Source organism: Fictibacillus arsenicus, assembly GCF_001999465.1.
GTDB classification, from domain to species: domain Bacteria; phylum Bacillota; class Bacilli; order Bacillales; family Fictibacillaceae; genus Fictibacillus; species Fictibacillus arsenicus.
On sequence record NZ_MQMF01000071.1, the window covers coordinates 1 to 724 of the forward strand.

Annotated in this window: 2 protein-coding genes; both read right to left on the bottom strand. The window is 73.1% G+C overall.

Annotated features, from left to right (window positions below; translation table 11 throughout):
• Window positions 1–549, bottom strand: a 549-nt coding sequence (locus UN64_RS21865) for a CDP-alcohol phosphatidyltransferase family protein (protein ID WP_216352820.1), incomplete at its 3' end; no start/stop codon positions are given.
• Window positions 528–724: hypothetical protein (locus UN64_RS21870; RefSeq protein WP_139343257.1), on the bottom strand; the 197-nt coding region annotated here is incomplete at its 5' end. The genes UN64_RS21865 and UN64_RS21870, both read right to left, overlap by 22 nt.

A 724-nucleotide genomic window follows, 5' to 3' on the forward strand; every position in this document is an offset into this window, starting at 1 on the left:
CACGGTGGCGGCCCCGATGACCACCCAGCCGGCCCACGGCCACCAGCCGCCCACGAGCGGGGCCAGGGGCAAGAGCAGCAGGCCGATGCCCACGGTCTGCAGCACGGTCTTGAGCTTGCCGCCGCGGCCGGCCGGCATCACGCCGTAGCGGATCACGACGAAGCGCATCAGGGTGATGCCCCATTCGCGCACCAGGATCACGATGGTCACCCACCACCACAGCTCCCCCAGCAGGGAGAACAGCACGAGGGCCGTGCCCGTGAGCAGCTTGTCCGCGATGGGGTCCGCGATCTTGCCGAAGTCGGTGATCAGCCCGCGGGCGCGGGCGATGTCCCCGTCGAGCTTGTCGGTGTACATGGCCGCCGCGAACAGCGCCAGCGCGAGCCACCGGGCGACGAGCGAGTCGCCGCCCCACGGCCCGCCGACCCACAGCGCCCAGGCGAAGAAGGGCACCATCAGGATGCGCACCGAGGTCAGGATGTTCGGCAGGTTCCAGGCGGACACGCGCTGCGCCCCGCCAGCCGCGCTCATCTGCCCGTCAGCTGCCACGCGTCCTCCGATCCCTCGTCGTCGTCCTCGTCGTTCCAGTCCACGGCGGCCGGGCGCGAGTCCAGGTCCTCCTGCACCAGGTCGCGCGGAGCGGCCGACGCCGAGGCGTCGCCGTCGCCGGTTCCGGCCGAGGCGCCGCCGTCGCCGGAGGTGGCCGAGGGCGGGGTGTCTCCGG